Source organism: Cryobacterium cryoconiti (assembly GCF_004403065.1).
GTDB classification, from domain to species: Bacteria; Actinomycetota; Actinomycetes; order Actinomycetales; family Microbacteriaceae; genus Cryobacterium; species Cryobacterium cryoconiti.
The window spans coordinates 60,936-84,590 of sequence record NZ_SOHA01000039.1; the positions used below are offsets into that span (position 1 = coordinate 60,936).

Consider the following 23,655-nt stretch of genomic DNA (forward strand, 5'->3'; position numbering starts at 1 on the left):
AGGGCACGCCGAGTCCTTCCCCGAGATCGGGCCCCGGGGCCGGTAAAGTGCGCTCATGCAGTGGTGGAATAGTTTCGTATCCTGGCTCACGGCAGCCAGCAATCAGTCCATGGTTTTCAGCGCCGTGGTGCTCATCGTCTCGATCGTCGTCGCCAGCCTTCTGGCGGCGTTGGTCTCTCGTGGGGCGATCAAACGCCTCCTCGCGCAGAACGATCGGGCTCTCAAAGCCGCGGTGATCGGCACCCTCGTCGATGCCGCGACCGAGGCATCCGTCTGGAACTCCCTGACTCCGCAGGAGCAGGTTCTGGCGGACCGCGCGGTGGGACAGGCGGACGTGCAACTGCGGTTGCTGCCGATCAGGGGGTCGAGCGTGGCCGCGAACTGGGCAGCCCACCAGCTGGCCGAGCTCAAGCGCACCTCGGCCACCTTCGGCTACCAGCTCGAGCCGGCACTGGTCGAATTCCGTGACCGTCTGGTGGAGTGGCAGGAGAAGCCGGGCCGCACGCGCAAGGTGTTCCAGAGCGACCTCGACCGGTGGAAGGTCACGAAGTCCAGCTCCGAGAAGAACCTGATCGCCGAACAGGACGCCTGGGCAGCCCAGCAGCACCACGACCAGTACACCGCCCAGCCCGCCGCTCCCGTGCCTGCCCCACTGAACTACGCAGCCGGGCCGACCTCACCGTCGACCGAGACCCAGCGCCTTCTCGACGACGTGCAGGCACTCGAAGTGCGTCCCACCCCGCTCCAGAGCTAAACGCCCGCCCCCGCCCGAACCCCTGGTGGCCGCCGAGCCGTGAGTTTCACCCCCATTCCACGAAGGAGAGGAGCGAAGCTCACGGCTCGACGCGTGTGTGCGGGCGTGTGGCTAGCGCCACCACTGGTCGAACATCGATGCCGGCACCTGGCGCTTGTGCTCGGTGCTCAGGAAGCGCTTCTCGATGGTGTCGGCGACCGCATCGTCGACGGGCAGTCCCTCCAGGAAGTCGTCGATCTGCTCGTACCGCAAGCCCAGGTTGGCTTCGTCGGTCTGGCCGGGATCGTCGTCGAGCAGGTCGGCGGTCGGAGCCTTGAGGTAGAGCCGTTCCGGCGCCCCCAGCTCCACCAGGAGCGCGCGCCCCTGGCGTTTGGTCAGCCCGGCCAACGGCAGCAGATCCGTCCCTCCGTCGCCGTACTTGGTGAAGAAGCCCGTGACCGCCTCGGCGGCGTGATCGGTGCCCACGACCAGGAGCCCGGCCGAGCCGGCCAGGGCGTACTGCGCGACCATGCGCATCCGGGCTTTCACGTTGCCCTTGTCGAAGTCGGGCAGCGGACGGCCCGTGGCATCGGCGAATTCGGCTTCGAGAGCGTCGACGGCCCGCATGATGTCGAAGGTGACGGTGGTCGCGGGCCGGATGAATTCGAGGGCCAATTGGGCATCCTCCTCGTCATGCTGCACCCGGTACGGCAGCCGGACGGCCTGGAAGACGGCCGGATGTCCCGCCGCGGCCAACTGCTCAACGGCCAGCTGGCACAGGCGGCCGGCGAGGCTGGAATCCTGGCCTCCGCTGATGCCCAGCACGAGGCCCTTCGCGCCGGTGCGCAGCAGGTAGTCGGCGAGGAACTGCACTCGGCGGCTCACCTCGGCGGCCGGATCGATCCGGGGGGACACGTTCAGCTCCGCGATGATTCGCGCCTGTAGTTCTCGCATCCAGCAAATCTACCAAGCCGGCGAACGGGCAGCGGGATTCACGGCTGTTTCGCCGGCGCCCGCTCAGTCTGTGAGTCGGCGCAGCGTCTCCAGCACGACTGCGGCCGAGCGGTCGGCCGCGTCATCCACGTGGGTGAGGTGATCGTCGACCGGTCCGCACAGGTCGGAGATGCCGCGGATGGCCACGAACGGCACGTTGTGCGCGAAACAGGTCTGGGCGGCGCCCACGGATTCCATGTCGGTCGCGAGAACACCGGGAAACAGCTCACGAAGGAGTTCGGCGCGCTCCACGCTCACGAAGGCGTCGTTGGAGACCAGCAGACCGCGGTGAACGACCAGGGCGGATCCGTCGGGCATCCGCGTCGGGGACTCAGCCCCGACCAGCGCTGCGGGGGCGCCGGTGTAACGGGCCGGCATGCCCGGAACCTGCCCGAGTACGTACCCGAAGGCGCGTGCGTCGGCGTCACTGTTCAGGTACTCGCTGCCGACAACGACCTCGCCCACCTGCACCTGCACGCCGACCCCGCCGGCCGAACCGGCACTGATCAGCAGAGGGGTCGCTTCGGCATCGTCGGTCCGGGCAGCCAGGATGGCGGATGTCGCCGCCCCGGCCGCGTTGACCAGCCCGATGCCGCCCTGCACGAGCAGCACCTCGCGGCCGGCCAGAGTCAGGCGGTACTGCCGGGCCTTCCCGACCGTGACCGGCGAGGCGGATGCGGTGGCCGCAGCCAGGAACGGAGCGGCCTCCTCGTCCATCGCGACCAGGATGATCGCATCGATGACGCTCACGCGGTGACGGTGGCCCAGTCGGAACGGGCTGCGAGGAAGGTCTTCACCGCGTCCTGCGCCGCGGTCAGTGAGTGGTTCGCTCCCCAGCCGCACTGCACCTCGTTGGCGGCTGGAACCTCGGTGGCGCCGAGGATGTCGGTCAGGGTGGCCTCGATCAGCCCGAGAACCTCGGCGTATTCGGGCTGGCCCTCCAGTATGAGGTAGAACCCGGTCTGGCAGCCCATCGGCGAGAAGTCGATGACCCGGTCGGAATGGTTGCGGGAATGCTCGGCGAAGAGGTGCTCGATCGAGTGCACCGCGGGCATCTCCAGGTGCGCCACGTTCGGCTGGGTGAAGCGCACGTCGTATTTGACGAGCGTGTCGCCGTGCGGCAGCGCCTTGGTGTCGGCCAGGCGCACGTAGGGAGCGGCGACCGTGCGGTGGTCGAGGTTGAACGATTCGACGTTCATGCGTGGCTGGTTCACGTGATCTCCCTGAGAAAATTGAAGCGGTGGTGAGACTGTGGTGAGACGGTGCCCCCGGTAGGAATCGAACCTACGACAAGCGGATTAGAAGGCCGCTGCTCTATCCACTGAGCTACGGGGGCGAAGAACGTTCAACGATACCGCAGACGCGGCCGGGAGGCGCTCAGATCGCTTTGGCGGCCGCGACGAGCACCTGGGCGAGGGTCGGCACGCCCGTGGCCCGGAAGACCTCGACCCCGTTCGCGTCCCGCACGATCACGGTGGGGGTGGTGCGGATGCCGTCGGCCTCGGCTTCGCCGGCATCCCGGGCCACGTCCAGTTCACGCACGGATGCCTGCGGCACCAGCCGCTCCACCTCGGCCAGCACCGCACGGGTCTGCATGCACGGCTCGCAGAACGCGGAGGAGTAGTACGTCAATTCCATGATCGGTAGTCTACGGACCGTCCGCTGCCTCGCTGCGGGACCGGTCGGTGGCCGCCGATAGACTCGCCCTATGACAAAAAGTAGTGACCGGTTGGTATGGATTGACTGCGAAATGACCGGTTTGGACATTGACTCCGATGAACTGGTGGAGATCGCGGTGGTGATCACCGATTACGACCTCAACATCATCGACCCGGGCCTCGACCTCATCATCAAGCCGAACCCCGCCGCACTCGAGAACATGAACGACTTCGTGCGCAACATGCACGTGACCAGCGGGCTGATCACCGAGATCCCGAACGGCATCAGCGCTGCCGAGGCCGAGACCCTCGTTCTCGACTACGTGCTCAAGTTCATCCCGGCCGATCAGAAGGCGCCGCTGGCCGGCAACTCCATCGGCACCGACCGGGCATTCCTGACGAAGTACATGCCCCGCCTGGACAACCAGTTGCATTACCGCAACGTCGACGTGTCCTCGATCAAGGAACTCGCCCGGCGCTGGTACCCCCGGGTCTACTTCAACGCCCCCGCGAAGGACGGCGGACACCGCGCCCTGGCCGACATCCTCGAGTCGATTCGCGAGCTCGCGTATTACCGTCAGACCGTGTTCGTGGCCGACCCGGGCCCGTCCAGCGAGCAGGCGAAGAACAGCGCGGCCGAAGCCGTGAACATTTTCGCTCCGAACATGTAATACACTTGCTGAGTTGCCGGCCTTCGGGACAGCAACGAATGGTGGGTATAGCTCAGCTGGTAGAGCATCCGGTTGTGGTCCGGAAGGCCGCGGGTTCAAGCCCCGTTACTCACCCCATATAAACACTGGCCTGTAGGGCTGTAGGACGAAAGATACCTACATTTATACCTACAGGCCAGAGTGAATGACGCCTGAGCGGCCCCTCTTGGAGGCTCCCCATGGCAACTGTTCCTCTAAAGCGTCCACTGTCGGCACAGGGCGATAATCTGCAATTGGTGAACACGACACCAGCAGGACCCACACCCGCCTCACTCGCCGCCCGACACCATGCCGACAGGCTCGCCGTCGACATCGACCGCGCACGCGGGGCCCTCGACCTGGCCGCAAGCTGCCTCGCCTATGACGTCACCGTCCGTGCGGCCGACCCGACCGGCCCCGGCCACGACGCCGCGTCGCCCGAGCTGACCGCCAAGCTCAAGGCCAGCTACTTGGCCGCGCTCGACCACGAGCGCGCCATCGGCATCGTCTACCGCGCCGCGGTCGCCCAGGCAGAAGCCGCCGAAGCCGAAGCCGGCTGCGCGGTCACCCGATGAGCGCCATCGAAATCCAGACCGCTATCACCACGCTCACCGAGCTCCGCGACGCCGGCACCCCCGGCCCGTTCTTCCTCGACGACTGCGAGGGCGAGATCCGCGTCTACCCCGAACGCCTCCTCCCGAGCATGAGCCGCGACGAGTCCGGCGAGATCACGAGCTGGACCTCACCCGGAAGCTGGCAGACCGACGAGATGGTCATCTCCTACGACGTCGAATCCTGGGACCCCGGGGAGAACACCCAGGACGACCGCATGCGCGCCAACGCGGAGACGTTCGTCATCCTGCAGCGCACCATCAACCCGATGCTCGCAGTCCTCCAGGTCGCCCTCACCTTCGCCGCCCTCACGCACAACAAGTTCACCGACACCGGCCTCGAACTCGCCCGCGCCATCAACGGAACGGCCCCGCTCCCCCAGGAGACCGACCCGGAACATGCAGAGGCCTGCTCGTGACCGCCGCCGCCGACCTCCAGGCCGCCCTAACGCGGGATCCCCTGGCCGACGCCGAGCGTGCCACCGGCCAGTCGTACAAGGACTCCGATTCCACGATGGCCCTGGGCATGCTGATGTTCCTCGAGCATGGCGCTCGCAAGGACGCGCTGCTCGCCGCAGCGAACGACACTCGCATGGGCTCCTCGTTCATCGAGACCCGATCCATCTATGCCGACCTCGGGTTCGAAGAGGTCCTCCACGATGAGTTCGCCGGCCACGACGATTACACCGAGACCGCCATCATCCTCTGGCGGGGCGATGGCGTGCTGGCGTGGATCGAGTCCTACGGCGCAGGGACCAACACCAACAGGATCTACTACAACTGGTTGCCCGAAGCCGACGACTGGCACTCACGAACCTCGAGCGGCGGCCTGAACGGCGACGTGTGGGTGGGCGACCATGACGGGCGAGAGGGCATGCGGCATAACCTCAGCCGCCTCGCAGAGGGCGGAGCGTTCCAGCCCGTATGGGTCGAGCGGCCCTTCCTCTGGTTCCTGACCTACGCGGACAAAGCCCACGACGGCTACAAGACGATCACCGAAGCTGTGATTGCCCGCCTCCCTGAGAATGTTCAATCTGCTATCCGAGGAGGCACCTCATGATCCCGGATCCCATGCTCGCCGCGGTGGCGAGGTCCCGCGCTGAAACTCAGGCCCGCGCCGAGCAGCAGGCACGCAGCCGCGCCGCCCAGCCCCGCCGCAGGGACAACAAGCGTGCCCGGCCGAACGGTGCACGCTGATGGCCAGGATTACTGCCCATGGTGGCGACTGCGACGGCACCTGGTGCGAGTACTGCGGATGCTGCGAACACGGCGAGGCCACGGACGCGATCGGATGCCGAACCTTGGACGCACCGGCCGGCATGAGCTGCCCAGAAACGGCCTGCGCGTGCGAAGGGGGAGCTGACTACGACAAGCCGGTCCAGCCACCGAAGGCGACTGATGAGCCCGAGGACGACACCCCTCGCCAGCTGCACCAGGAGACGTCACTCTTCGACCTCGCCGCGGCGGTGACCTCGTGAGGGTCCTGACCGTGCGGCAGCCGTGGGCCTGGGCCATAGTGCACGGCGGCAAGGATGTGGAGAACCGTGTCCGCAACCTGGCCGGCGGCTACCGTGGCCCAGTCGCCATCCACGCTGGCCTGGCATTCGACCGCTACGCCGACGACAGCGACGCCGCCTGGGAGATCCGCCGCGCCATCACGAGCGCCGAGCAGGGATACCCGGCCGACGACGGGCAGGTGTGGGCGGCCGACTGTATCGAGGAGGACGACGCTCGCTACGCCACCCGCGGCTCGATCATCGGAGTCGTCGACCTAACCGGGGCCCACCGAACCACGGGGACGCCGAAACCCTTCTGCTACGAGATCGGCGTGCCGAACGGAATCCGTGACTCGATCAACGCGAACCGCGGACTCTGCTCACCATGGGCCGAATCGCGACCCTCCGGCTGGCACCTCGAACTGGCCAACCCACGCGCGCTCACCGAGCCGATCCCGTTCCGCGGTGCGCTCGGCATGCGCACCCTCCCCGCCGACGTCGCCGCCGAGATCCACCGTGTCGGTTTCCGCGACCTACCCGCACCCATATTCGACAACACCCCCAAGAGAGTGACCCATGCCTGAGCAAACTGCACCGGTGCCGGCCAGCAAGATGGCCCGCATCCGGAACCTCTACACGATCGCCTACGCCTGGCGGACCCGCGACTACCTCGAAGACGGCCACACCGACCTCTCCGGACTCCGCGCAAAACAGCAAGCCGAATTCGATCTTGCGCTCGCCGAGCACGACCAAGAAATGGCGGAGGCGGCGTCGCGCCAGGCTGTGGCCTTGGATAGGCCCCGCACCATCCTGACCCCCAAGGAGGCCGACGCGCTGCCGCTCCGGTCACTCATCCGCGAGCACGATGGGTTCCACCGGCTCAAAGAGATCAGCGGGTCCTGGTTGCTGTGTATCCAGTCGGGCGGGGTGAGCGCTTCCGACGAGCTCGAATACCCGGCCGAGGTCCTCTACACCCCCGAGGTCCGCTGATGGGCGCGACGGTCAAGTGCAACCACTGCCCGAGCGTGATCTACAACGATGACGTCATGCAAGCAATTGCCGAGAGCGATTTTCACCTGGCGAGCGCGCATCCCAAGCCGACACACGCCCCCGCTGAGGGCGCAGAGAGCGAGCAGGACTGATGCCGAAGCGCATTCAGATGACTCGCAACCGTCCGTGGCGGGTGGAGAACCCGGACGCGGTGGTCGTTGACCGTCGCACGCGGTGGGGTAACCCGTTCGCGGTCGGCAAAGAGTCGCGGATCCAGCGTCACCCGGCGCTGGTGTCGATGCCGTCACTGGCAGGAACTGTGGTCCCCCGCGACCGCGCTGAGGCCGTTCGCCTGTTCGGTTACCTGTTCCGGATGCCGAGGGTGATCGACTCCCCGGGGTACTACTCGGAGAGCGTGGTGCTCGAGCAGCTGCGCGGTAAGGACCTCGCCTGCTGGTGCCCACTCGACCAGCCATGCCATGCCGACGTACTGCTGAAAATTGCGAATGAGGGGAACTGAGATGGGTGTGAATGACGCTGCCGAGATGTTGGAAGTAGCGAAGGAGGAGGTGTGCCGGCTTGAGCGCGACCTCGCTGCCGCTCTGGCGTACACTCCCGCTGCGGGCGACGAGCACCACTCGATCGACGAGCTGTACGAATATCGGATGCTCTACAACGCTCACGCTGCACACGGCTGGGACGCGGCAGGCATCCCGGTTGTGAAGTCTTGGCACCACAGCGACGGCGAGAAGTGTTTCGGTGGTGGCTGGTTCATCGTGACCGCGACGTTGCCGACCGGGCAGGTGTCGAACCACTACGCGGCCGATCACTGGGATCTGTTCAACGTTCACGCCGTCGACCTGCCGCCCGAGTACGACGGGCATACTCCGGAGGTAGCTGCTGAGCGGTTGCGATCCGCGATCAGCGTGCCGTCTGTAGCGGGAACGCCGGCCGCCGACGAGCCCTGCCCCGGATGCACGGGTGCTGGCAGCTGCCAGGCCCCGGCGCACCAGCACGGATGCTTTGCGGATCTCGTGGGCCACTGTAACGAGCCGGAAGCTCATGCCGAGGTGGCAGGAGAGCCGGAACGGGAAGCGCAGGTCACGATCGCGAACGCATTGGCGATCATCACGGATTGGAGTCGCACCCCAATCGAGAGCCCGCGAGGTGACCGGAGTCGCATGGCCGCAGCGCTGGAGGACGTGGCGCGCATCCTCGCTGCTGGCCGCCGGCGAGAGTCGCAGCCGCAAGATGAGCGGATCGAAGCGTGGGATGCAATCGCCAAGCACCCGTTCTTCCGCGATTGCTACGCGACGGACGGCACACTTCTGGCCGCAATGCTGGCGAAGCTGAGCGCTGAGCCGCGCACGGTCACGACGGTAGAGGAACTGGACGCCCTGAACCTTGATGCGGTCGTGGTGGATGTCGGCGGTTGCCCGCGCACGAAGCGATTCGGGAACTCGCACATGCCCGGAGGCTGGACGCACGCGGGCAACTCGCCGCTGAGGTCCTCCGAATTGGCGGATGGTCGCCCGATGACCGTGGTGTACGAGGGCCGAGACTTTCGACGGCACGTTACCCCCAGCACCGAAGGGGGCGAGTCGTGAGGGCGACGACACCCATCCTGATGTGCGACCACGAGGACGGATGCGACGAGACCACCCCCGACTTCTACGAGATGCTCGCGCAGAACTGGCGCGAACTCATGGACAAGGGCTGGACCTACGACCCGTACCGCGACCCAGACGCCGCCCTGTGCCCCAAGCACGCCCCAGAGCCACAAGGAGAGAACGCATGACCGAATACATCTACCAGCCCGGGACCGCGCTCGGCGAGGCTGAGCGCAAGGCAGAGCACGAGCAGCGGATGATCGAGCTGCAGACCTCTGCTGACGAGCGCCAGATAGAGCGCGAGCAGGCGGCCCGATTCCACAGCGTGACCGTGACCACCCAGCTCGATGATGAGGGCACCCTGGACGAGTGCCGGCGCGTTGACCAGGTCAAGTTCACCTGCACCGCACCCGCCGAGGCCGAGTGCCGGACCTACCCGGATAGCTGCGGTTGCGAGTCGTTCGCGTGGAACGAGGCGCGCACGCATGACATCGAGGGTCACCCGCGCACAATCGGGAACGAGTGCTGGATGCAGGGCTGGTTCGACAACGAGGGAGCCGTGTACGTGGGTGACGGCGTGGACGACATGCGCGACGACTACGTGCCCGCAGTCAACCGCACTGGCCTCGTCGTCATCTCGCCCATTGAAGAGTGGATCGAGTGGGACTGGTTCACCCCGAGCGTGGCTGGGAGCAAGTCATGAGCACCGAACAGGAAGCGCTGCGCGGCGTCATCGGCGGGGTGCTGCGCAACGCGAGCAACTATCCCCCAAAGGTATCCGCGCGCATCCTCGGGCAGGACATGGGGCCACTGATCGACCGGACCGTGGATGCCCTGATCTCTGCTGGGTGCCGGCGACAGCCTGCGCCGCCCGTGCTTGACACCGTGGAAGCCATGGATGCCCTCCCCGCCGGGTCGATCGTCCGATACTGCACCACCACGCTGGCCACGGTCTCCTCTTCGAAAACGTCAGAGGGCTGGATTGTTTTCGGAGCTCAGCGCCCGCTTTCGTCCGGGCAACTGCTCGACGAAGCAGCCGAGCTCGAGGTCATCGTCGTGTTCGTCCCCGAGGTGAGCTGATGGACGAGCGCCTACGCCTCGTGCCGAAGGTCGGCGGCGGGAGCGAGTTCCGCATCAAGGAGACCGACCTGGCAGACATGGGGCCGGAGAAGCTGGCGGCCGAGCTCGCGGCCCGCGGCTTCTCCCCTGAGGACCTCGGGCCGGCCAAGCCGCAGCCGCACAAGAAGCAGTGGATCATCCCGGTCAGGAAAGGCGGCGACGAATGAACGTCCAGAAGGAGCACAGCATGCACAACTCGGAGGTGTCCCATGGCTAGTGTCCTGCCGAAGCGCAACCCGTCCGGCGTGCTCGTCTGGCGTGTGCAGTTCCGCATCGACGGCAAGATGTCGCAGGAGTCCTTCCAGGATGAGCGCGGTGCACGGCAGTTTGGCGGCCTCGTCGACCGGGTCGGCGGGAAGGCGGCGCGCGCGGTACTCGCTGCCCGCGCATCGAAGGCAGCGGACACCCCGACGCTGAGCGAGTTCACCGCCCGGTACCTCGATGAAGGGTCGGGCATGCTCACCGGCATCGAGGCCGGAACCCGGAAGGGCTACCTCGGGATCGCCGGGCGGTCGTTCCTGAAGATCCTCGGCGACTACCCGATCGACGCGATCGAGAAGGATGATGTTGGCCAGTGGATCGCTTGGCAGGAGAAGCAGCCGTCGGTCCGTTCGAAGGGCCAGCTGATCGCGGCAAAGACGGTGCGGAACTACCACGCACTGCTGTCGTCGATATTCGCGGCCGCCATCCAGGACAAGCAGCGCCCGGACAACCCGGCGTACAAGACCCGCCTGACCGCAGGGCTGAAGCGTGAGGGCGTGTTCCTGTCCCGGGCTGAGTTCGCCCAGGTCCTGCACTTCGTCCCCGATCGGTACAAGCGGTTCGTGATCTTCCTCGCTGGCACCGGCTGCCGGTGGGGTGAAGCAACCGCAGTGACGTGGGGCAGCCTGAACCTCGACTCCAACCCGCCGACGGTGCGGATTGTCAAGGCATGGAAGAAGTCCGCCGGCGGCGGCCCGATCCTCAAGCAGGTGAAGACGGGCCGCTCGAGGCGGACCATCTCCCTGTGGCCGGAGATCGTGGCCGCGCTGGGCCCGCGCGGCGGCGCGTCGGAGTTGATGTTCCCCGGGCCGCTGTCGGGCGGGCACCTCTGGTACGGCCGGTTCCGCACCACGGTGTGGGTGCCAGCGGTTGAAGCCGCGCAGGATCCCGTGCGGTGCGCAGCCGCCGGCCTGCCGGTGCTGGAGAAGCGGCCGAACATCCACGACCTCCGGCACACGCATGCGTCCTGGCTTATCGCCGCCGGCGCACCGCTGCCGTATATCCAGGCGCGGCTCGGCCACGAGAAGATCACGACCACGATTGACCTCTACGGCCATCTCTTGCCCGACGCGCACATCCAGCTCGCGAACATCATGGCCGACGTGATGAGCGGGGTCCTACCGTCCCTAACCCCGCCACCGCTGCAGTTGACAGCCTGACCCAGAGAAGCCCGCGCACTCTCTTCGAGTGCGGGGGCTTCTGTGCGTTCAGAAGCCAGAGACCTCGGCGGCGGTGATGACCTCGCCCGGGCTAAGGCCGAGCATGAAACAGACGGCCTCTAACTGGTCCAGGTTCAGGGTGCGGTCGCCACGGAGGAGCTTGGACATCTGTGATTGTGATACCCCGGCCGCATCGCCGAGGGCAGTCTGGGTGACGCTGTTCGCGCGGTACTCCTCGTAGAGGATGCGGGCGACGCCGCGGGTAAGGCGGCCGGGCCGCGGCTGAGAGGGCACGGCTCCGAACCTATCCGAATCCAATTCGACACTCCGAGCACTGCCGCAACTAGTCCCTGAGAACTAGACTCGTTTGGGTGACGTGGCTGAATGACCTCGTGGTGCGTCGCATCCTGGCGGAGCTTGATCGGCAGGGTGTGACCATTGGTCAGCTTGCGCGAAGCACCGGGATCAGAGTGTCGGTGCTCAACCGTAAGCTGACGGGCATCGACCGCCTCAATGTCGATGACATTGATTCGATCGCCGGTGTTTTGGGGGTGCCGACGGCCGCGTTCGTGCCCAACGAAGAGCGTCATCAATAGCAAGGCCATGGGGGTCCTGTCCATATGCTTTCGAAGAACCGCACGACTGACAGCCTGGCAACTGCCGGCACCTGCACTACTGCGCAGGCAGCCGCCTATGCTGCGGCCGTCACCGCAAACGCGAGGGCCGCGGCCGCGCTGCAAGGTGTGGTCCCCCAGCAGTCTGGGATGTATCTCACAATCAGTGAGCTAGGCACGCTCTCGGCGAGGCTGAACGTGCCGGCCCTGTCATGGTTCCCAGCCTGGGCGGATCTGGCTTAGTCAGCCATGCGCGCCTGCGCGCGGGATATCAGGGTGACCGGGTCAAGGCCGAGTGCCTGGGTCAGTGAGGCGATGTCGCGCATGTCGATGTCGCGCTTCCCGTGGACGAGGCGAAGCACTTGGCTCTTGCTGATGCCCGAGACCGCGACGAGCTGATCGATCGTCATGCCCTTGGCTGCGCGTTCGGCTCGGAGCTGAGCTGCGACCGCTTCGTTGAAGCGCTGTCCGTAATCGTCCATGCGCAGATTATGACACCGCTAGTGTCCAAAGTGTCAACTGCACCCCCGTTTTGGGGTGTGATCACTCCGTAAACCCTTTTCCCTGCCGCGCGTGTCGGATTTGTCGAGAGCCCAAATGGGCACCTAGAGTGTCCGTATGGCAACCAACACCGACTTCCCACAACGAGTCGCCCAGTATGTCGACTCGGCAATCCGGGACGCGGGCGAGAACACCAAGAGCGTCGCCGAAGGAACCGGAATCGCCCGGATGACCCTGGCCCGGCGTCTTACCGGCTCTACCCCGTTCACGGTCGCCGAGGTCGCTCGCATCGCGACGCACCTTGGCACCACCCCCGAGCAACTCATGGCTGGGCAGGCAGCAGCGTGAGCACCGTCAACGAGAAGGCAGTGGATGGCTCCGGCATGGCCGAGATCCTCGACTGCTCCTACGACAAGGTGCGCCGCATGGCGGTTGCCGGTGAGATCCCGGGCTTCCGCGTCGGCCGGCTCTGGCGGTTCTTCCCCCAGGCGGTGATCGCGAAGCTGTCGCAGCCTCGCGACCCATGGGCGCAGTCAGCCCAATCGCGCTCTCGCCGCCGCGCGTCCTAAGACTCCGGCCCGGTACACGCCCGAAGCGTCCCAGTCCGGCTTGCACGACCAGATGACAGAGAAGAACCCCCGGGGCCTAAGCCGGGGGTTCGCGATCAAAAGGAACACGACTATGCAACTGATGACAACCCCCATCCTCGCACGGCCTACTGACCCTGGGACGAGTGACGCGGCTGCGGAGAAGCAGGCGTGGAAGCTGACCGCTTCGCACCACGCGATCCTCGCCATCTTCCAGGAGAAGAAGGCGGGCCTCACCGACACCGAGCTGAACAAGTTCTACAAGCGCATCTGGGTGAAGCGTGAGTTTCCCCAGCTCGCGTTCGACACGCCCCGCCGCCGGCGTTCTGACCTGGCTGGCCGGAAGTTCCTCGCCGACTGCGGTAAGAAGCGTCGCAACGACAATGGTGAGCCCGAGGTGGTGTGGATCCTCGCGACTCCCTCCGACGACGCGCAGCTGGCCTTCGACTTCGATTCGGCTGCAGCATGATCGGCGAGCAGCTCGACACGACAGTCCTCGCCACCCTCGACTTCGAGGTTGCTTGCGACTCCGCACACCACGACAAGGTCGCCGAGTTCCACGAGGGCCCGGCCGCATACCTGATGTTCCTCCCCTGCGGGCTGAGCGGGTTCCGGTGCGCAAAGATCATCGACCAGATGCGTGCCGATGGTGTTGCCTCATGCCTGTGCACCCAGAGCATGCATTCCTTCGATGAGTTCACCTTGTTCCAGCTCAACACCCCGGTGGTGTCCGCATGATCCGCAAGAACACTTGGATCACGGGGCAGCGCTACTCCCGGCACCCGCACCTCGACGTGATGGACACGTCGCCCAGCGCCTCGCCGGTCTCAGTTCCGCCGTACGAAGCTGCCATCCGCATCACGGGTGAGGCCCCGACCGTACAGCCCGCGCGGTCCACGGACTCGTGGACACCCATCACTATCAGCGTCGTCATATCGGGCGTTCTCGTGATCGCCCTGCTGGTTGCCGTCCTGATTCAGGGGCCCGCAGCGTGAGCCGCCGTCGCCGCACCACCTACGTCCACCTCCCCGCCACAGCACTGACTTCCCTGGCCGCAATGCTGACCCGCCTCGCACTGAAATTGAACGGAGCCCGCTCATGATGATCGTCAACGAATTCGACTCGACGAAGAACCGCCTCGCCCGATACATCGTGTGCGCCCGCTGCGCTGCCCGCCGGCAGTACAACTTCCGGACGTACAACACGACGCTCTGCATCGACTGCCGTCAGTGCCTGACACCGGAGCAGCAGCTCCCGTGGAAGATCACCGCGGCTGAGCTTGCGACTGCGGTCGCTGCTGTCGACCCGGGTCCGCTGCGCTATGGCCGGATCAACCCTGACTTCCGGCGGTTGGCCGCATGATCCGGGTGCTGCTCGTGAAGCTGGTCCTCCTCGCCGCCCTGGTCGTCCTCCTGATCATGGCCGTGTGCTGCGTTCTGTTCGGGTTCGACTACAACGGTGCGACGGTCCTCGCGGTCACTGTTGCCGCTCTCGCAGGCGCACGCCTTGCCTGGTACCACGCGCAGGGTGTCGAGCTGTGACCGCGCAGCGTGCGCGCAGGGAGCCGGCACCGGGGTTCTTCGACCTGGTCACCCTCCTGGACTTCGAGGAGAAGGCCCGCAGCTTTCGTGGCAACAAGGAGGCCCGCATCGTCCGGACGTTCAAGACGTCCGCGGCCCGCTACTACCAGCGTCTCGGGAACGTCATCGACTCCCCCGAAGCGCTCATCCATAACCCTCAGCTCGTCCATCACCTGCTCGACCAGCGCGCAGCGCGCGCGGCGGACAGGGCAGCCCGGACGACCGCAACCGATAGGACCCGTTCATGAGCACCCTTGATCTGTACAGCGATGATTTCCCGCACGGGACGCCGGATGGGTTCGAGCAGGGCTGCCGCGGTTCGGCGTGCCCGAATCAGACAACTGATGCGATGACGTGTCGGAAGGCGCACATGCGGTATCAGGGTGACTACCAGTACCGGAAGGCGATCGATGCCGGGCAGGTGTGGGTGGAGCCGGCCCCGGAGAAGAAGGTGAAGGACCGCCGCACTGACGCGGACGCCGCACACACTGCGCTGCGGGCTGCACGCGAGGTCGCCCAGGTCGACGTAGTTCCCGTGGCTCCGAAGCCGGCCCCGCCCGCCGGACCGGCGACTGACTGGGCCACGTTGCCGAAGAAGCGGAAGAATGCGGCCCTGACCGTGAACGACCCGATGTTCCCGCATGGCACTTCCGCCGGTGCGAAGGCGTGCACTGATGAGGCCAAGTGCCCGGGCACCCCGACGTGCCAGGAGGCGCGCCGCCAGTACCAGCGCGATTACCGTGCTGCGGCGAAGGCCGACGCAACAGCAGCCACTGCTTCGGCTGCCGTCGCGTTCATCAAGGATGAGCCCGTGCTGACAGTGCCGGAACCGATGCCTGTCGCCTTGTCGGCGGCTATCCCGGTCTCCCCTGCTGCCCCGGCCGAGGATTGGGAGGCTCTCGCGGGCAAGCTGCTGCGCCTGGTCGATGAGCTGACGGATTCGTCGACCGGGTCGGCGGAGTCGCTGCGTGTGGCTGAGGCGGCGAAGTCGTCGCTGATCGCCGAGAACCAGCGTTTGCAGGACGAGTTGGCGCAGGCGTTCATGACTCGGGATGTGCTCGAGGCGCGGCAGCCGCTGCGCACAGTCTTGGCCAACCAGAACGTGACGGTCAATCCTTCCGGTGCTGGCGGGGTGGCGATCAGCGTTGCGGAGGGTTCCCCGCCCATGTTCATCGACGTGCAGGTCGACTCGAGCGGCCTCACCGATGTACGTGTGACGACAGGCATCATGCCTGGCCTGGGCGTGGCAGCATGACCGCCGTCACGGTGTTCACGTGCCCGCCGGACCACAAGCACGACCAGAAAACAACCTGTTACATCGTGCATAAGTGCCGGTGTACCCCCTGCCGCGCGTTGAACGTGGGTCGGGAGAACGCTCGCCGCCGGCTGAAGGCGTACGGGCGTTACGACAACGGTCTAGTCGCTGCTGGTCCGGCTCGCGCTCACCTGACGATGCTCCGCGATTACGGCATGGGGTACAAGACCATCGCTGCTGCGGCTGGTGTCGGGATCACCGCGACTCGCACGCTGCTGTACGGCCGTGAGGACTACAAGGACGGGGTGCAGGGCCCGCGCCATGGCGAGGTGAAGAAGCAGATCCTGCGGGAGACGGCGGCCCGGATTCTGGCTGTGAAGCCGGAGCTGAAGTGGTTGGGTGACCGGATCCCGGTCGATGGTCTCGGGACGACGCGGCGGTTGCAGGCGCTGGTTGCTATCGGGTGGTCGCAAAGCAAGCTCGAGGTGCTCCTTGGCACGGGGACGACGAGCATGGGCCGCACGATCACGAGTGACCGGGTGTGGGCGTCGACTGCTCGCGCTGTCGTTGACCTGTATGACGAGCTGTGGAACACGCCGCCGGCGCACACTGCGCCGCGGGACCGGGTGTCGTTTCAGCGTGCTCTGCGGTATGCGCGGGAGCGCCGGTGGTTGCCGCCGATGGGGTGGGACGACATTGACCTGGATGTGGCCCCGCCGGTGCCTGAGCCGGTGGAGGGCATCGATGTGAACGCGGTGGCCTTGGCGGTGCATGGCGATCATGTGCGGCTGTCTGCGTTGGAGCGGCGGGCTGCGGTGTCGGAGCTGTGGGACCGGAACTGGTCTGACAGCAAGGTCGCTGAGCAGCTGCGCATTACCCCGAGGTCGGTGCTGCGGATCCGGCAGGAGCTGGGGCTGCCCGCGCACGACCAGGACGCCCTGATCAAACGGTGCGCCGCATGACCGCGCACACCGAAACCACAAAGACCCTGAAGAGAGACAAGGCCATGACCAGAACTATCGAAGACGTCAACCCGGGCGAACTCATCATTGCGGCGAACGTGCGCACGGAGACGAAGGTTGGCGCGGATTTCGTGGCGAACATACGCCTGAACGGGGTGATCCTCCCGATCCTTGCGGAGCGGACGGCCGAGGGTCTGCTCGAGGTGATTGACGGGCAGCGCCGCACGATCGCAGCAGTGGAGGCCGGCCTGACGAGCGTGCCCGTGTTCGTCGTCGGGGACAGTGGCGACAACGCCGCACGGCTGCTCACCCAGGTCACCGTCAACGATCAGCGTGAGGGCCTCGACGAGGCCGAGCATGTTGCGGCGTTCCAGCAACTGTCCCTGTTCGGTGTCAGCGCGGCCGACATCGCCCGGAAGACGGGCACGAAGACAACGAGGGTGCAGAAGGCCCTGGACGTGGCCGCGAACCCGGCGGCGGCCGCAGTGTTCGCGGACCACGTGCTCACTCTTGACCAGGTCGCCGCCCTCGTCGACTTCAGCGACGACCCCGACGCGGTGAAGACCCTCACGAAAGCCGCTGCGAAGGAACCCGCCCGCTTCGACCACCTCGTCGCTGACCTCCACCTGAAACGCGAACTCGCCGCACACATCGAGCAGCTGCGCACCGAACTCGTGGCCGAGGGCGTCACCATCCTCACCGAATCCCTCAACCACTACTCCGGCACCGCCGAAGGCGACCCCGCCGTCACCCGCCTCGACCGCCTCGCCCTCCCCGAAACCCCCACCATCCCCCTCACCCACGACAACATCCCCACCGCACACCTCGCCGGACGCATCACCGGCAACTACAGCCACCCCACCAGCGGCTACGGCAAATGGGCAGAAATCTACTACTTCATCCTCACCGAACACGCCCACCACTACACCCCCCTCGAATACGCACGACCCACCACCGAACGCACCCCCGAACAGCAAACCGACCACGACAACCGCATCGCAGCACAGCTCGCCGAACAGACACACCGCGCCGCGCTCGCCGCAGCTGAGACGGTCCGGGTCGACTGGCTGAACACGTTCTTCCAGCGGGCGAAGCGCCCGGCCCCGTGGGAGTTCATCGCCCGGAGCCTGACCTACAGCGGCGAGCTGAGCAACGGTGAAGAGTTCCCGCCCACCCTGCTCCCCTGGATCGGTGTTCACGTGGTCGTTGAGCCCGCGTCGAACGAGCACTTCGAGGCCGCGCAGCTCGCCCGTGGGCACCTGTCGGAGAACCCGAAGACCTCGGAGCGGCTGATCCTCGCCCTGGTGATCTACAACAACGAGACGAACGTCGCGAGTTCCTGGCACCAGAACATCCGGCAGGCGGCGGCGTACCTCACCCAGCTGGTGACGTGGGGCTACGGTCTCTCCGAGGTTGAGCAGGGCATCGTCGACGCAGCCAAGGCTGAGCAGGTGTCCGCGTGAGCCCCGAGAAGGTCGCTGCGATCGCCTCGTCCCTGCGATCGGTCGGCGGCGTCTACGAGTACGTGGCCTCGGGATTCGCGCACCAGAACACGGCCACCCGATGAGCGCCGCAGCGATGGCCGCGGCGATCACCGCCCTCGGCTTCAAGGTGCAGGACGCCCCCTGGGACATGCACCGGTCCGTCACCGCGAAGCGCGGCCAGGTCGGCATTTACCGTCTCGCCGTCGATGGCACCCTCAAGTGGGGCTGGGTCGAGACTCCTGAGGGCCGCGTCGACGTGCACTGCTGGATGGATTACCGCACGGCGCTGGAAACGGTCCGGCGATGACACCGCCGCACCCGAAGCCCACCCGCAAGCGGAAGACCATCGGGCAGCAGTCGAAGAAGCAGGTCGCGGACAACCGCGCCGGCGTCTACGAGCGCGACGGGGAGCAGTGCGTCGTCGCCGGGTCTCTGTGGGCACGGCTGTTCCCCTGCGAGGGCCCCCTGACCATCCAGCACGGCGTGGGCAAGGGCATGGGCGGCTCAGCAGAGTTCGACGGCCCCGAGTGCCTGCGCACGATGTGTCTGGGCCACAACGACCAGCAGCCGAAGAGCAGCGCCTTCGCGAAGGAGTGCATCTGGTTCGGCTGGGCCATCGAGCGAGGCCGTCGCGGTCTGGACTACACGAAGGTCCCTGTTCGCTACCCGAACGGCCGCGACTACCTCCTCACCACCGATTTCAAGAGAGAGCTCCTGCCCCTGACAGAGGCCGCAAATTTGCGCGCTTCGATCCATGGAACCAGGCAGATCGGGCAGAGCGACCCGACCGGGCAGAGCGCCCATTACGCAGAAGGAGAGAACCGAGTCTCATGGCCCGCATCCGAACGATAAAGCCTGATTTCTGGACGGACGGCAACATGATCGGCCTCACGCCGTTCGCGCGCCTGCTGTACATCGGATCGTGGAACTTCACGCTCTGCGACCGTGGGCACCTGTCCGACGACGCTCAGGGCCTGCGCTTGAAGGTGCTCCCCGGCGACATGGTCGACGGTGAGGCCCTGCTGCAGGAGTTGATGGATAAGGGCCGCATTGTGCGAGTGGTGCTCCCTGACGATCGAACGTTCCTGCACATCCCTCGCTTCGAGGATCACCAGAAGCTCGACACTCGCTGGAACTCGCGGTGCCCTGCATGCGTTCACGGTGACTCGCTGAAACTCTCCGAGACTCAGGCGAGTTTGGGTGAGACTCCCGGTAACTCTCCGAGGCCGGACGGAACACGCCTAGGAGGGGAGGGGAAAGGAAAGGAAAGGAAAGGAGGGGAGGGGACTGTGCTGATCGCAGCCCCCACCCCCTTCTGCAAAAACCATCCTGACGGTACCGACTCCCCGTGCCGGGCTTGCGGTAATGCACGCCACAGCTTCGAGGCGCACTTGACTGCGGTCAAGAACAAGCCGACCGTCCCCGGGATGGTCACCGAGCCTGACTGCGCTGTCCACCCGGGCCGGCCGAAGCGTGGCTGCGACCGCTGCGCAGAGACCGCGGCCGCCTGATGGATGTCTCTTTCACGTACGGCAACCCGACGGGTGCCCACGCGACGCTGTACGTCGCCCAGCAGTTCGAGGGCCCCGACTCGATCACACTGACCCTGGACGGCAAGGAGCTGGAGTTCCTGCGCCTGTCGGACCGATCACTGACGTGCGACGCGACTCACGGGGTCCCGGGCAAGTGCGAGTCCATCGACTGCCATCGCCGGGTGCTGGGTGAATGCCAGTGCGGCCGCCACGCAGCGCCCGTGCGTTTCGCCAGGGCAACGTCATGACCGCCTCGACGGTCGTCGTGTCGATGCCGGCCGCTGACGTGTGGCGGCTGGAATCTCTCGCTGGGAGCCGCGGGATGACCCTCCCCGAGTTCCTGTACCGCTCCGCCCTCGCTGTGGCGGGTGCGGGGGCACCGCGGCGCGGGGAGTCCATCAGCGTGCTGCATGCGGCGGGCATGACGGTCAAGCAGATCGCGCACCGCCTGGAGATGACGAACGCGGCGGTCAGCGACCAGCACTACCGCCTGGGGTTGAAGCCGAATCCGGTGACGAAGTTGGCGAAAACCCCCGGCATGGTCGGCACGAAGGTACAGGCTGCAACGCGCAGCATTCACGGAGCCACCGCAGCACCTCGCAGCGCCGGCCCCCTCAACGAGAACGGATCACTCTGATGCCCACGTACGAACGCCGCCGACACTTAGAAACGCACACGGTCAAGGACCTCGACATGGGTCAGGGCGAGGGTGCGTGGGCGTCGATCCACACCACGGGCAGCACCGGGTTCATGACGCCGGCCGAGCACGGCAAGCACCTCACGCCTGGGACGGTGTTCGAGCTGGAGCTCACGAACGGAAGCACGATCACCGGCATCCGGGTCGCCGGGGCGTGGCTGTACCGGAAGTCCGATGAGGACCTGGACGAGGAGCACCGCGTGATGGTGGAGGGCTTCGACCGGGACCGGCGTGAGCAGCTGGCGAAGCACCGCGATGCCTGGCAGGCCCGGCAGGATGCCTTGCCCGAGTGGATCCGCGCACGCATCGAGGGCTTCCACGTGACGGGCGGCGAGAACTTCGCCCTCGAGGGGTGGGGCTATGAGCTCGTCGTCGCGGAGCTGGCTGTCGCGTACCTCGCTTCAGGTGGTGCCGACGACGACGCTGTGAACACGATCGCGCGGGAGCAGGGCACGAGCGGCAACCAGCACGAGTGCGCGAAGCACCTCGCCTGGGTCGTCGTCCAGCAGCCCGGCATCTTCAAGGATTTCCCCTCCGCGCTCACCCCGCTCACCGGCGATTACGACTACTCGAAAGGCACCAAATGACCGACATGACCGACACCCTGACCCCCACGGTCACGGTGTACTCGAAAGACGACTGCCGGCAGTGTGATGCCACGAAGCGCTGGCTGGCTGCCCGCGACGTGCCGTTCACCGTGGTGGACTTCCTCGCGGACGAGAAGAACATCGAGGCTGCGAAGGCCCTCGGCTACCAGGAGGCCCCAGTCGTCGTCGTCAGCTTCGGCGTCATCGGTGACGAGGTTCACTGGTCGGGGTTCAACCCGATCGAGCTGGGCAAGTACCTCAGCGTGACGGTGGCCGCCTGATGGCTGGAGAGATGAAGAGCTACGCCGAGACGGTCGCGCCCTGCCCTCACTGGGGGGACGAGAACATCACGGCCGATCAGGTCATCCGAGCAGCGCTTGTCAACGCGCAAGAGCAGTTCGAACGGATGCACGCCTCGATGCGGGCCGACATGACGATGGAGCGCGGCACTGCGGCGTATGAGTCGGCCCTGCGGCAGACGCTGGTGTACACGACGAACTTCATCACCCATTCGATCGTCGCCGACCTGTTCAACACGATCCAGCGCCTCGCGTTGGATGAGGCCGACGCCATCGCGTCCACCTTCGTCGCCCGGTCCGAGTCGGGCGACTACTACCCCGAAGCGATCTGGGACTGGATGACAGCCAGCGGCATCGACCCCGAGCGAATCCGAACTGAAACCATCGCGGCCATCGCCGCAGAGAAGAGCAAGTAACCATGTCCACGAAATACCGCAAGAAGGCCATCGCGCTCGCCGCATTGGCTGTGCTGGCCGCCACGACGCTGGCCGGCTGCGTCTCCGATGCTGACCGCGCATCTCAGAACCTGTCCACTGCGGCTGACCAGTTCGAGGTCGAGCGCCGCATCGTCTTCTACAACGGCATCACCGACACGTACCTCCTGACGATCGAGGGCCGCTGCGCCATCACCGATCAGGCCATCCAGCTCGAAGTGACGTGCAAGGTCGCCCCGGACGAGTACAAGAAGCACTTCCTGGGCCTGAGCGACAACGTGACCTACAAGGCCGAGCAGCTCGAATCGGTCGACGTGAGCGTCTACCACCACCGGGTGATCTTCAAGCCGGAGAGCATCCTGCCGGAGATCGATGTCGAGACGGGCAAGCAGTAATGGCCCGCCGTACCGCTGAGCAGGAGCTCGCGCACCAGATGCAGAAGATGAAGGACATGGGCGTGACCATCAGCGTGAGCGAGGCTCCCGGCCCGTGGGCGAAGGCAATCGCCGACGCCGCAAAAGAGGCAGACATCTACGAAGAGAAGAGCAACTGACTATGGATCACGAAGAACCCCAGAACGAGCCTGTCGTCGAGTACGGCGCTCAGTACCAGGACGGGATGGTCATCTGGGACTTGAGCCCGCTTGGCGGTGTCGTGTCTCCGTTGGCGAATGAAACCGGCAGGGCCAAGGCGCAGGACGATTACAAGTTCGTGCTGAAGCGTGCTGGCATCAAGCCTGATGCGTCGAACCGTCTGAAGTTCGTGAAGCGGACTCGCACGGTCGTGTTCAGCGCGGCGACGGAGGTCGTCTGATGGCGGGCGAGACCGTAATCACTGTCGTCGGGAACCTGACGAGCGATCCTGAATTGCGATACACGGCCAATGGGCTGGCGGTGGCGAACTTCACGATCGCGTCGACGCCGCGGAACTTCGACCGGCAGTCGTCGGAGTGGAAGGACGGCGAGTCGCTGTTCCTCCGGGCGTCCGTGTGGCGTGAGTTCGCGGAGCACGTGGCTGGGTCGTTAACGAAGGGCACCCGGGTGATCGCGACGGGCCGTCTGAAGCAGCGCAGCTACGAGACGAAGGAAGGCGAGAAGCGCACCAGCATGGAGCTGGAGATCGATGAGATCGGCCCGAGCCTCAAATACGCGACGGCGCAGTTGACGCGGACGCAGTCGAGCAACGGTCCTCGTGGTGGCGGTGCGCCGGTGGTGGCTGGGAATGATGAGCCGTGGGCGGCGACTGCGCCTGGTCAGGGTGCGCCGGCTTCTGGTTCGGCGTGGAATGACGCGTCGCAGTTCCAGGACGAGACACCTTTCTGAGCCATGAGCGCCGAGACGGACAAGATAGCTGCTGAGCAAACTGCGGTCATCACCCACCACTTGCCGGACTTGCTTGATGGGACCGAGGAGCAAGCGATGGCCGCGGCAGACGCGATGATGCGAACGGTGACGAGCCCCGGCCATTTCTCAGGACTCGCGATAGGTATCGCCGGCATCGGGGCGATCTTCATGAAGCGGGCCATGCCCACGGACGGGGACGGCATGTATGCGATCGAGCAGGTGACCCCGATGAATGACCGTGATCCGAAGTTGAACGCAATGCGCGTCGTGACGATGCTCGCGAACGACGACAGGGAAACGGCGTTCGCAGTCGCGTTGCAGATGGATCAGGGCGATGTGGACCAGTCAGCGAAGTTCCTGGCCGGGCTCCTCGCCGCTGCACGCGGAATATTTCAGGTGGCAAAGGCAGAGGGAAAGCACCTCGCGCCCAAGCCGTAGCACCACCAGCGGGGGCGGCGTC

Annotated in this window: 46 protein-coding genes and 2 tRNA genes; 41 read left to right on the plus strand and 7 right to left on the minus strand. The window is 65.9% G+C overall.

All coding sequences use genetic code 11. From position 1 onward, the window contains the following. Positions 1-55: 55 nt before the first annotated feature. Positions 56-754: a hypothetical protein gene (locus tag E3T49_RS13000; protein WP_134425325.1), complete on the plus strand. Its 699-nt coding sequence runs from the start codon at positions 56-58 to the stop codon at positions 752-754. Positions 755-865: 111 nt separating this feature from the next. Here the strand turns inward: E3T49_RS13000 and nadE are convergent, their stop codons facing one another. From nadE to E3T49_RS13025, 5 genes are all read right to left on the minus strand, one after another. After that, positions 866-1,687 (minus strand): ammonia-dependent NAD(+) synthetase, encoded by an 822-nt coding sequence (nadE, locus tag E3T49_RS13005; RefSeq protein ID WP_134425326.1) that lies wholly within the window; start codon positions 1,685-1,687, stop codon positions 866-868. A gap of 63 nt (positions 1,688-1,750) precedes the next feature. Then, entirely contained in the window at positions 1,751-2,476 is a 726-nt protein-coding gene (gene mtnN, locus E3T49_RS13010; protein ID WP_134425327.1) for a 5'-methylthioadenosine/S-adenosylhomocysteine nucleosidase, read from the minus strand. Next, positions 2,473-2,925 (minus strand): S-ribosylhomocysteine lyase, encoded by a 453-nt coding sequence (locus E3T49_RS13015; protein ID WP_134425482.1) that lies wholly within the window; start codon positions 2,923-2,925, stop codon positions 2,473-2,475. The genes mtnN and E3T49_RS13015 overlap by 4 nt, the downstream gene beginning before the upstream one ends. A 64-nt stretch (positions 2,926-2,989) precedes the next feature. Further along, positions 2,990-3,062 (minus strand) — tRNA-Arg (locus E3T49_RS13020). A 41-nt stretch (positions 3,063-3,103) separates the two neighbouring features. Further along, the gene (locus E3T49_RS13025) at positions 3,104-3,364 is read right to left on the minus strand and encodes a YbbN family protein (RefSeq protein ID WP_134425328.1); all 261 of its coding nucleotides are present in this window, start codon (positions 3,362-3,364) and stop codon (positions 3,104-3,106) included. Between the two features lie 70 nt (positions 3,365-3,434). On the opposite strand from E3T49_RS13025, the gene orn reads away from it, so the two are divergent. The 15 genes from orn to E3T49_RS13095 all read left to right on the plus strand — a co-directional run bounded on the left by orn (position 3,435) and on the right by E3T49_RS13095 (position 11,320). Beyond that, positions 3,435-4,055 (plus strand): oligoribonuclease, encoded by a 621-nt coding sequence (orn, locus tag E3T49_RS13030; protein WP_134425329.1) that lies wholly within the window; start codon positions 3,435-3,437, stop codon positions 4,053-4,055. Positions 4,056-4,096: 41 nt separating this feature from the next. Continuing rightward, a tRNA-His gene (locus E3T49_RS13035) sits at positions 4,097-4,172 on the plus strand. A gap of 158 nt (positions 4,173-4,330) precedes the next feature. After that, positions 4,331-4,648 (plus strand): hypothetical protein, encoded by a 318-nt coding sequence (locus tag E3T49_RS13040; RefSeq protein ID WP_134425330.1) that lies wholly within the window; start codon positions 4,331-4,333, stop codon positions 4,646-4,648. Then, positions 4,645-5,103, plus strand: a complete 459-nt coding sequence (locus E3T49_RS13045) for a hypothetical protein (RefSeq protein ID WP_134425331.1) — start codon at positions 4,645-4,647, stop codon at positions 5,101-5,103. Before E3T49_RS13040 ends, E3T49_RS13045 begins: the two co-directional genes overlap by 4 nt. After that, positions 5,100-5,744 (plus strand): hypothetical protein, encoded by a 645-nt coding sequence (locus tag E3T49_RS13050; RefSeq protein WP_134425332.1) that lies wholly within the window; start codon positions 5,100-5,102, stop codon positions 5,742-5,744. The genes E3T49_RS13045 and E3T49_RS13050 overlap by 4 nt, the downstream gene beginning before the upstream one ends. Next, positions 5,741-5,881 (plus strand): hypothetical protein, encoded by a 141-nt coding sequence (locus E3T49_RS16220; RefSeq protein ID WP_166785547.1) that lies wholly within the window; start codon positions 5,741-5,743, stop codon positions 5,879-5,881. Before E3T49_RS13050 ends, E3T49_RS16220 begins: the two co-directional genes overlap by 4 nt. A gap of 277 nt (positions 5,882-6,158) precedes the next feature. Further along, complete coding sequence (locus E3T49_RS13055; RefSeq protein ID WP_134425333.1) at positions 6,159-6,764, plus strand: ASCH domain-containing protein; 606 nt, start codon at positions 6,159-6,161, stop codon at positions 6,762-6,764. Further along, on the plus strand, positions 6,757-7,170 hold the full coding sequence (locus E3T49_RS13060) for a hypothetical protein (protein WP_134425334.1): 414 nt from the start codon (positions 6,757-6,759) through the stop codon (positions 7,168-7,170). The genes E3T49_RS13055 and E3T49_RS13060 overlap by 8 nt, the downstream gene beginning before the upstream one ends. Positions 7,171-7,321: 151 nt before the next feature. Next, a complete protein-coding gene (locus tag E3T49_RS13065) occupies positions 7,322-7,690 on the plus strand; it encodes a DUF4326 domain-containing protein (RefSeq protein WP_134425335.1) in 369 nt (122 codons plus the stop codon). Position 7,691: 1 nt separating this feature from the next. Beyond that, a complete protein-coding gene (locus tag E3T49_RS13070) occupies positions 7,692-8,777 on the plus strand; it encodes a WDGH domain-containing protein (protein ID WP_134425336.1) in 1,086 nt (361 codons plus the stop codon). After that, entirely contained in the window at positions 8,774-8,968 is a 195-nt protein-coding gene (locus tag E3T49_RS13075) for a hypothetical protein (RefSeq protein WP_134425337.1), read from the plus strand. The genes E3T49_RS13070 and E3T49_RS13075 overlap by 4 nt, the downstream gene beginning before the upstream one ends. Beyond that, positions 8,965-9,483 (plus strand): hypothetical protein, encoded by a 519-nt coding sequence (locus E3T49_RS13080; RefSeq protein WP_134425338.1) that lies wholly within the window; start codon positions 8,965-8,967, stop codon positions 9,481-9,483. Before E3T49_RS13075 ends, E3T49_RS13080 begins: the two co-directional genes overlap by 4 nt. Next, positions 9,480-9,860, plus strand: coding sequence for a hypothetical protein (locus E3T49_RS13085; protein WP_134425339.1), 381 nt, complete (start codon positions 9,480-9,482; stop codon positions 9,858-9,860). Before E3T49_RS13080 ends, E3T49_RS13085 begins: the two co-directional genes overlap by 4 nt. Then, complete coding sequence (locus E3T49_RS13090; RefSeq protein ID WP_134425340.1) at positions 9,860-10,066, plus strand: hypothetical protein; 207 nt, start codon at positions 9,860-9,862, stop codon at positions 10,064-10,066. The genes E3T49_RS13085 and E3T49_RS13090 overlap by 1 nt, the downstream gene beginning before the upstream one ends. Before the next feature lie 42 nt (positions 10,067-10,108). Then, on the plus strand, positions 10,109-11,320 hold the full coding sequence (locus E3T49_RS13095; protein ID WP_134425341.1) for a tyrosine-type recombinase/integrase: 1,212 nt from the start codon (positions 10,109-10,111) through the stop codon (positions 11,318-11,320). Between the two features lie 48 nt (positions 11,321-11,368). Here the strand turns inward: E3T49_RS13095 and E3T49_RS13100 are convergent, their stop codons facing one another. Continuing rightward, positions 11,369-11,614 (minus strand): helix-turn-helix domain-containing protein, encoded by a 246-nt coding sequence (locus E3T49_RS13100; RefSeq protein ID WP_166785548.1) that lies wholly within the window; start codon positions 11,612-11,614, stop codon positions 11,369-11,371. Positions 11,615-11,691: 77 nt separating this feature from the next. Here E3T49_RS13100 and E3T49_RS13105 point away from each other — a divergent pair, with 77 nt between their 5' ends. Further along, entirely contained in the window at positions 11,692-11,916 is a 225-nt protein-coding gene (locus tag E3T49_RS13105) for a helix-turn-helix domain-containing protein (RefSeq protein ID WP_166785549.1), read from the plus strand. Positions 11,917-12,173: 257 nt separating this feature from the next. Here the strand turns inward: E3T49_RS13105 and E3T49_RS13110 are convergent, their stop codons facing one another. After that, positions 12,174-12,416: a helix-turn-helix domain-containing protein gene (locus E3T49_RS13110; protein WP_134425344.1), complete on the minus strand. Its 243-nt coding sequence runs from the start codon at positions 12,414-12,416 to the stop codon at positions 12,174-12,176. Between the two features lie 136 nt (positions 12,417-12,552). Between E3T49_RS13110 and E3T49_RS13115 the strand changes: the two genes are divergently transcribed. The 24 genes from E3T49_RS13115 (at position 12,553) to E3T49_RS13220 (ending at position 23,633) form a co-directional block, all read left to right on the plus strand. Further along, positions 12,553-12,783 carry a helix-turn-helix domain-containing protein gene (locus E3T49_RS13115; protein WP_134425345.1) on the plus strand — a complete coding sequence of 77 codons (231 nt, stop codon included), beginning with the start codon at positions 12,553-12,555 and terminating at the stop codon, positions 12,781-12,783. After that, positions 12,780-13,004: a helix-turn-helix domain-containing protein gene (locus tag E3T49_RS13120; RefSeq protein WP_134425346.1), complete on the plus strand. Its 225-nt coding sequence runs from the start codon at positions 12,780-12,782 to the stop codon at positions 13,002-13,004. The genes E3T49_RS13115 and E3T49_RS13120 overlap by 4 nt, the downstream gene beginning before the upstream one ends. A gap of 112 nt (positions 13,005-13,116) precedes the next feature. Continuing rightward, positions 13,117-13,491 (plus strand): hypothetical protein, encoded by a 375-nt coding sequence (locus E3T49_RS13125; RefSeq protein ID WP_134425347.1) that lies wholly within the window; start codon positions 13,117-13,119, stop codon positions 13,489-13,491. Continuing rightward, positions 13,488-13,760 (plus strand): hypothetical protein, encoded by a 273-nt coding sequence (locus E3T49_RS13130; RefSeq protein WP_134425348.1) that lies wholly within the window; start codon positions 13,488-13,490, stop codon positions 13,758-13,760. Before E3T49_RS13125 ends, E3T49_RS13130 begins: the two co-directional genes overlap by 4 nt. Continuing rightward, positions 13,757-14,017, plus strand: coding sequence for a hypothetical protein (locus tag E3T49_RS13135; RefSeq protein WP_134425349.1), 261 nt, complete (start codon positions 13,757-13,759; stop codon positions 14,015-14,017). The genes E3T49_RS13130 and E3T49_RS13135 overlap by 4 nt, the downstream gene beginning before the upstream one ends. 103 nt (positions 14,018-14,120) lie before the next feature. Continuing rightward, on the plus strand, positions 14,121-14,384 hold the full coding sequence (locus tag E3T49_RS13140; RefSeq protein ID WP_134425350.1) for a hypothetical protein: 264 nt from the start codon (positions 14,121-14,123) through the stop codon (positions 14,382-14,384). After that, positions 14,381-14,563 carry a hypothetical protein gene (locus E3T49_RS16635; protein ID WP_241972820.1) on the plus strand — a complete coding sequence of 61 codons (183 nt, stop codon included), beginning with the start codon at positions 14,381-14,383 and terminating at the stop codon, positions 14,561-14,563. Before E3T49_RS13140 ends, E3T49_RS16635 begins: the two co-directional genes overlap by 4 nt. Then, positions 14,560-14,850 (plus strand): DUF3263 domain-containing protein, encoded by a 291-nt coding sequence (locus E3T49_RS16640; protein ID WP_241972821.1) that lies wholly within the window; start codon positions 14,560-14,562, stop codon positions 14,848-14,850. Before E3T49_RS16635 ends, E3T49_RS16640 begins: the two co-directional genes overlap by 4 nt. Then, positions 14,847-15,857 carry a hypothetical protein gene (locus tag E3T49_RS13150; protein WP_134425352.1) on the plus strand — a complete coding sequence of 337 codons (1,011 nt, stop codon included), beginning with the start codon at positions 14,847-14,849 and terminating at the stop codon, positions 15,855-15,857. Before E3T49_RS16640 ends, E3T49_RS13150 begins: the two co-directional genes overlap by 4 nt. Further along, a complete protein-coding gene (locus E3T49_RS13155; RefSeq protein WP_134425353.1) occupies positions 15,854-16,819 on the plus strand; it encodes a hypothetical protein in 966 nt (321 codons plus the stop codon). Before E3T49_RS13150 ends, E3T49_RS13155 begins: the two co-directional genes overlap by 4 nt. Then, positions 16,816-18,282 carry a ParB/RepB/Spo0J family partition protein gene (locus E3T49_RS13160; protein ID WP_134425354.1) on the plus strand — a complete coding sequence of 489 codons (1,467 nt, stop codon included), beginning with the start codon at positions 16,816-16,818 and terminating at the stop codon, positions 18,280-18,282. The genes E3T49_RS13155 and E3T49_RS13160 overlap by 4 nt, the downstream gene beginning before the upstream one ends. Before the next feature lie 100 nt (positions 18,283-18,382). After that, positions 18,383-18,610 carry a hypothetical protein gene (locus tag E3T49_RS13165; protein WP_134425355.1) on the plus strand — a complete coding sequence of 76 codons (228 nt, stop codon included), beginning with the start codon at positions 18,383-18,385 and terminating at the stop codon, positions 18,608-18,610. Next, a complete protein-coding gene (locus E3T49_RS13170; RefSeq protein ID WP_134425356.1) occupies positions 18,607-19,155 on the plus strand; it encodes a hypothetical protein in 549 nt (182 codons plus the stop codon). The genes E3T49_RS13165 and E3T49_RS13170 overlap by 4 nt, the downstream gene beginning before the upstream one ends. Then, complete coding sequence (locus tag E3T49_RS13175) at positions 19,134-19,814, plus strand: hypothetical protein (protein WP_134425357.1); 681 nt, start codon at positions 19,134-19,136, stop codon at positions 19,812-19,814. The genes E3T49_RS13170 and E3T49_RS13175 overlap by 22 nt, the downstream gene beginning before the upstream one ends. Then, positions 19,814-20,083 (plus strand): hypothetical protein, encoded by a 270-nt coding sequence (locus E3T49_RS13180; protein WP_134425358.1) that lies wholly within the window; start codon positions 19,814-19,816, stop codon positions 20,081-20,083. Before E3T49_RS13175 ends, E3T49_RS13180 begins: the two co-directional genes overlap by 1 nt. Next, positions 20,080-20,472 carry a hypothetical protein gene (locus E3T49_RS13185; protein WP_134425359.1) on the plus strand — a complete coding sequence of 131 codons (393 nt, stop codon included), beginning with the start codon at positions 20,080-20,082 and terminating at the stop codon, positions 20,470-20,472. The genes E3T49_RS13180 and E3T49_RS13185 overlap by 4 nt, the downstream gene beginning before the upstream one ends. Beyond that, on the plus strand, positions 20,472-21,119 hold the full coding sequence (locus E3T49_RS13190; protein ID WP_134425360.1) for a hypothetical protein: 648 nt from the start codon (positions 20,472-20,474) through the stop codon (positions 21,117-21,119). Before E3T49_RS13185 ends, E3T49_RS13190 begins: the two co-directional genes overlap by 1 nt. Then, positions 21,116-21,400 (plus strand): glutaredoxin family protein, encoded by a 285-nt coding sequence (locus E3T49_RS13195; RefSeq protein WP_241972822.1) that lies wholly within the window; start codon positions 21,116-21,118, stop codon positions 21,398-21,400. The genes E3T49_RS13190 and E3T49_RS13195 overlap by 4 nt, the downstream gene beginning before the upstream one ends. Further along, positions 21,400-21,834 carry a hypothetical protein gene (locus E3T49_RS13200; RefSeq protein WP_206750824.1) on the plus strand — a complete coding sequence of 145 codons (435 nt, stop codon included), beginning with the start codon at positions 21,400-21,402 and terminating at the stop codon, positions 21,832-21,834. The genes E3T49_RS13195 and E3T49_RS13200 overlap by 1 nt, the downstream gene beginning before the upstream one ends. A gap of 2 nt (positions 21,835-21,836) precedes the next feature. Next, complete coding sequence (locus E3T49_RS13205) at positions 21,837-22,247, plus strand: beta-sandwich lipoprotein (protein WP_166785551.1); 411 nt, start codon at positions 21,837-21,839, stop codon at positions 22,245-22,247. Further along, positions 22,247-22,405 (plus strand): hypothetical protein, encoded by a 159-nt coding sequence (locus E3T49_RS16225; protein WP_166785552.1) that lies wholly within the window; start codon positions 22,247-22,249, stop codon positions 22,403-22,405. The genes E3T49_RS13205 and E3T49_RS16225 overlap by 1 nt, the downstream gene beginning before the upstream one ends. 2 nt (positions 22,406-22,407) lie before the next feature. Continuing rightward, on the plus strand, positions 22,408-22,665 hold the full coding sequence (locus tag E3T49_RS13210) for a hypothetical protein (RefSeq protein WP_134425362.1): 258 nt from the start codon (positions 22,408-22,410) through the stop codon (positions 22,663-22,665). Continuing rightward, on the plus strand, positions 22,665-23,174 hold the full coding sequence (locus E3T49_RS13215; RefSeq protein WP_134425363.1) for a single-stranded DNA-binding protein: 510 nt from the start codon (positions 22,665-22,667) through the stop codon (positions 23,172-23,174). The genes E3T49_RS13210 and E3T49_RS13215 overlap by 1 nt, the downstream gene beginning before the upstream one ends. A gap of 3 nt (positions 23,175-23,177) precedes the next feature. Next, positions 23,178-23,633 (plus strand): hypothetical protein, encoded by a 456-nt coding sequence (locus E3T49_RS13220; RefSeq protein WP_134425364.1) that lies wholly within the window; start codon positions 23,178-23,180, stop codon positions 23,631-23,633. The last annotated feature ends 22 nt before the right edge of the window (positions 23,634-23,655 follow it).